The sequence below is a fragment of the Chitinimonas violaceus genome, from assembly GCF_052601015.1.
This window is the reverse complement of record NZ_JBQXDJ010000121.1, coordinates 1-5097: the sequence shown is the minus strand read 5'-3', so window position 1 is coordinate 5097 and position 5097 is coordinate 1. Positions and strand designations below refer to the sequence as shown.

At 41.3% G+C, this 5097-nt stretch carries 4 protein-coding genes; 3 read left to right on the top strand and 1 reads right to left on the bottom strand.

Annotated features, from left to right (window positions below):
- Positions 1-541 precede the first annotated feature (541 nt).
- Both ACUHMQ_RS19975 and ACUHMQ_RS19970 read left to right on the top strand, forming a co-directional pair.
- The gene (locus ACUHMQ_RS19975; RefSeq protein ID WP_445297207.1) at positions 542-1528 is read left to right on the top strand and encodes an ABC transporter substrate-binding protein; all 987 of its coding nucleotides are present in this window, start codon (positions 542-544) and stop codon (positions 1526-1528) included.
- A gap of 415 nt (positions 1529-1943) precedes the next feature.
- Positions 1944-3434 (top strand): ATP-dependent nuclease, encoded by a 1491-nt coding sequence (locus tag ACUHMQ_RS19970; RefSeq protein ID WP_445297206.1) that lies wholly within the window; start codon positions 1944-1946, stop codon positions 3432-3434.
- Between the two features lie 129 nt (positions 3435-3563).
- On the opposite strand, the gene ACUHMQ_RS19965 is transcribed toward ACUHMQ_RS19970, so the two are convergent.
- Positions 3564-3980 carry an ankyrin repeat domain-containing protein gene (locus ACUHMQ_RS19965; protein WP_445297205.1) on the bottom strand — a complete coding sequence of 139 codons (417 nt, stop codon included), beginning with the start codon at positions 3978-3980 and terminating at the stop codon, positions 3564-3566.
- A 236-nt stretch (positions 3981-4216) separates the two neighbouring features.
- Between ACUHMQ_RS19965 and ACUHMQ_RS19960 the strand changes: the two genes are divergently transcribed.
- Entirely contained in the window at positions 4217-4678 is a 462-nt protein-coding gene (locus ACUHMQ_RS19960; RefSeq protein ID WP_445297204.1) for a hypothetical protein, read from the top strand.
- Positions 4679-5097 lie beyond the last annotated feature (419 nt).

Sequence of the window (5097 nt, the reverse complement as noted above, 5' to 3'; positions counted from 1 at the left end):
CGCCCAGCTGATCCAGTTTGGCTTCACGTTCTTCACTGGCAAACAGACTGGATTTGATCATGATTGGAGGGCTGACTTTTGGATGTCGGAATCATGCCATGGGCGGAGGGTTTTTCGAGGTGCCCTACAACAATGTGCGTTTGCACTCGGCCCGGGGGAACTTACCTCCCGCGATTTATGAACAGAAAATGGCAGCAACAGGACCGATTGGCGTGTCCGAAAATATTTGACCACTGCACTTTTTTCTGGCGGTGGCTCAGATCCATTGCATGGTTATCTGGATTGGCATCTCGTGATGATACTGTCTAGTATTTCACTAAGGGTTATAGCTTGTTGAAGCAGCAACACGATTAATATAGATCATGGCTTATTGAGTGATCAATGCCCGTAAAGGCAAAAAAAGATGTATTGTCCGGCAATTTGAAACCCTATATAGATTTGCTGTGCAAAATTATTTAGCACATTGTTTCAAATGGGATTTGTCATTGTTCATATGCACTGTTTATAGTCGCCTTAATACTGCAATGAGGTTATAGTGAGAATGTGGAATATTAAATATATCGTACTGTTAGGGCTGGCTGTACTGATCAGCCCATGTACATTTGCGGCGGATAAACTAGTATTTATTCTCGAAAGCTACCATCCTGACTTCATATGGGATAGGAATTATAGAGAGGCATTACAGTCTTCACTTGGACCAGGCTATCGTTATGAAATTTTTGGCATGGACACTAAACGACTACCAAAAGAAAAGCACGCCGAAATGGCCGAGCAAGGTTGGAATAAGATCCAAGAAGTGAAACCGGATTTGGTTGTTTTGGGTGATGATATTGCGCTTTCTTCAACAGGACCAAAGTTAGATGCAGCCAATATTCCTGGGGTTTACTTGGGAATTAATAATAATCCACGCAATTATGGCATTTTTAAAAACATTACTGGCGTGATTGAACGCCCATTCATCAAGCGGAATGTACCACTTATTCTTAGTTTATTGCCTGGTGCTAAAAAGATATTGCTACTGTTCGATCATTCAAAAACTGCAGAGGTAATATTGAGTGAGATTTTAGGCGGCGAAACTATGCAAAACATTACGGGGGCAACATTAGAAATGAGGCTGTTGTCGACCTATGCCGATTGGCAAAGCACTGTGAAATCCGCACATACTGCTGGTTACGATGCAATCATTACCGGCTTGTACCACTCATTAAAAGACACTGATGGCAGTACAGCGAATGATCAGGCAGTCATTAGTTGGACATCAGCTAACACTCCAGTCCCTTTGTTTGGTTTTTGGGATTTTTCGATAGGTTCAGACAAAGCCATTGGTGGTTTGGTGATTTCATCTAAAGAACAAGGAAAAGCTGCTGCCGAAATTGTAAAAAAAATATTGAAAGATAAATTATCCCCAAGCGCAATTATTCCAGTTACGCCAACTACGGGTGATTATCTATTTAGCAAAAAGCAATTGAAGCGGTTCAATCTAAAACTACCTCAAGACATTGCTCGGCAAGTAACTTATATTGACTAGGTATTCAGTCCTGGACTGAGGTAGCCTGAATTCTGTAGATACTTTCGACCCGGTCGTTATATTGATCGAAGAAGGGAGTGAGTAATGGAAAAAAAAGAGCAGGCCCTAGGCTATTAATGCGGCAATTAGATAGAGAATATGGACAAAACCAAAAGCTGTTTTTAAACAATGTATTAGGTTCCAAGTACCGTAAGTCTATATGCTCTTTCATATTGCCGGATTAATAATTCCATATTCGATCATCGCACTTCGAATTAGATAACGTCCGCTTTGACCAAGAACTGGCCGTTCGGGAATGACCATCTGAATTTCCGCTATTGGCTGGCTGCAGACAACCCAAAGCGGAATTCCTCTAACTTCATACTAGACTTACGGAGGTTGGCAACTGCGGCTGTCTGATAGGGAGTTAGATGTTATGGCAAGCCAAGAACAGATATCCCTCCTAATCGACCGCATAAACGATAAGTGGGACAATCCGCAAGCCCGGAACGGGCTTTTCCGAAATATGTTGAAATCTATCTCGATAGAGGGAATTCGAGGTATTTCAGCATGTATTGAGTTTACATGGCCAATTACAGCTATCGCTGGTACTAATGGTAGCGGTAAGACAACCTTCTTACAGCTTTGCTCAGCCGCATATGTAAGTTATGAGGGAAAGCGTCAATACAAAATAGGAGATTGGGTACGAAGTGCTTTAGCCGAAAAGACCCCCGCATTCGGAGAAACTTCATCAGTACAATTCAGTTTTTGGGATGACCACCCTACAGTTTCTATACCCTACTTAAAAGAGAGAAAGCGCTGGGGATATCCTCGACGTAATAATCCTATTAGAAATATTGAATTCTTCGGGATTGCTACTTTTGCTCCAAGAATCGAACGCAAAGATAGGCTTCATGTCTTTCGTTCTAAGCTTGAGGTTAAAAAAACTACGATATTCACTCCAGAGATACTTCAAAGTATTTCTACTGTACTTGGAGTCTCATATCCAGAGGGTAAACAGCATACTGTTGGATTGCCAATAGGTGTTTGGAGTGATTCTCTACCTCAAGTAAAACGAGGTGTTCACACGTATGCTGAGCCACATATGGGTGCTGGGGAGCAAAAAGTAATACGGCTAATACAAGAATTAGAAGCGGTTCCAAAGAACTCTCTCATACTGCTTGAAGAACCAGAAATAACACTCCACTCTGATGCACAACGCGGACTAGCTTGGTATCTCATGTCGCTGTGCCTTAGAAATGGTCACCAAATTCTGATTGCAACTCATTCAACAGACCTGTTTGAATCGCTGCCATCTGGAGCTAGAACTTTATTGATTCGTAATAATCAGGGAGTAAGAGTAATACCGCACACACCGTATATAGCTGTTGCTAGAGAACTTTCTGTTGTAGCAAAAACAAATAAAGATTTGGTACTGGTTGAAGATATTGTTGCCCAGGAATTTCTAAACGAAATATTACGCTGTCAGAATAAACAACTACTGGACAATTGTTCAATTGTACCTGTCGGAAATACTGATGATGTGTACAGGTTAGTTAAAGCATTCAGAAAAGATGGGGTTAGAGCAATTGGGGTTCGCGATCCCGACATTGGTGATGCGCCGACAGACTGGATATTTTCCTTACCCGGAAATACAGCACTTGAGTGTTTACTTCTCACTGCTGATAACGTTACGGCAACTGAATGTGTGTTAAATGGAATTACAAATGCCTATGATAAGGCAAAAATAGCAGGCTTAAATCACTCAGGTAGTAAATGGGGTAAAGCAGTTCTCGATGCACTAGCCATTGAAACAGGAGTAACTAAAGCAAAATTGACCGACAGGCTAACAATTTCTTGGATTCGATCACACTCGGAAGAGACTAAAGCTTTAGTAGATCAACTAGTCCTCGGGCTTCTAAAATAATTGGTACCTGAGTTAAGGTGAATTAGCGTAACATTTCAAGCAACTTGATGTCCGCTTTTGACTGAAACTTGAAGATTCAACTTGGACAAGCATTAGCCAGGAAATATTTATGTTTTCTAGTATGTTTTTTCAAGACTTTGGTATTTTGGATAAAATTGATCTGATTTCACTTCCAGCCTCGCTTTTATTCATTTCTGCTCGATGACAAGCATTCAACCCCATCCAACCTTCTATATAGGGATCTGCGCCGAAAGAAAGTAATAAGCTGACAAGTTCCGGATAATCACCTTCAGCAGCCATCGCAATAGGTGTATTTGAATTTGTTTCTTCATGACGAGCATTTACATTTGCATTACTTTCTAGTAAAAACTTTGCAATCTTATAATGCTTGTATTGGACAGCGTAGTGTAGTGGTGTACAGCCTATATCATCAAAGATATTGACTGGGTACCCTGAGCTTATGAGACGCTTGATCTCCTTGAGATCACCATCTATAGCTGCTCGATGCATAACTTCTTCTTCAAACCAATTTTCAGATAACGGCATATTTATTAACCTACTATTTAAATTTACAGATTTGAAGAGCAATTGATCTAAGTAGTAGAGCTACTCTTATGATAGTAGCTACTCATGCACAATATCTACGTTACCTGAGCACATACAGCAAGAGTAGCATGGTCTAGTCTAGTAACCATACAACATGATAAAGCAGTTGATTAATATTAAAGCCTCTAACAATCATCAAAATATCTTGGTAGAACATCACTTCGAAAGGTTCTTTGATGAACGTCATTTTAGAGAGAAGTGACCAGATAAAATACTTCACCAATATGCGCTTAGTGCTTGAGGCCCTTGGTTTACCTACTTCGAACTATGAGTGGTACATCAGTGATATTGAAACGAACTACTATGGAGATGAATTCAGTTTTGAAGATCAATGGATGTCAGGTGATGTATTACAAGCATTCCTTGCTGAGAATGATGTTCAATTTATTTGGGCCGTCTTTAGTGCATTTCCCAAAGGTATTCGACCAAACATAAGTAGGGTGCCATACATTGACGGTAATCCTGATTACTGGTCAGGTCGGGAAATTTCACCTCAGATTGAAGATGCGCTATTTGAGATTGCTTGCTGGGACAGTAGTGCAACTATACTTGTTGGCGTTCCAGAGACGGCTCTTGAACGTTTTATTCAGAAGTACCCTGAGACTCGATTGTTAATTGAACGTGCTGATAAAGAATGAATTTCAATGAGTTAATGTCCGCTTCTGGCCGAAAAGCAGAAATTCAGAAATGTCCGTCAGCATTTCCGCTTATGGCTGAATGCGGGCTTGTCAAGTTTCAAACACAGCTTGATTTAATGCAGGGAGCACCTTGTGCGAACCCATGCATTTTTCATTCTCGGCCGTTGCTGTAACGCTTTCAAAGCGGGTAGGACAAATCCCTAGTCTCGTCTTTTCTTGACGTTCTGAAGTGCGGTAGTCAGGCCCTTCGCCAGTTGTGTGTTCGCTTCCAGGATGTCAGCAGGAATCGTGTGTTGTTTGCGCTGATTGAATATTGACCCACCCTGCCGATTGAATATTGACCCAGTGATGGTTGCCGCCGTTTGACCGGCGACTGTGCATAACTATATCTCTACGGGCTAGTCTCACCCGTGGATTTT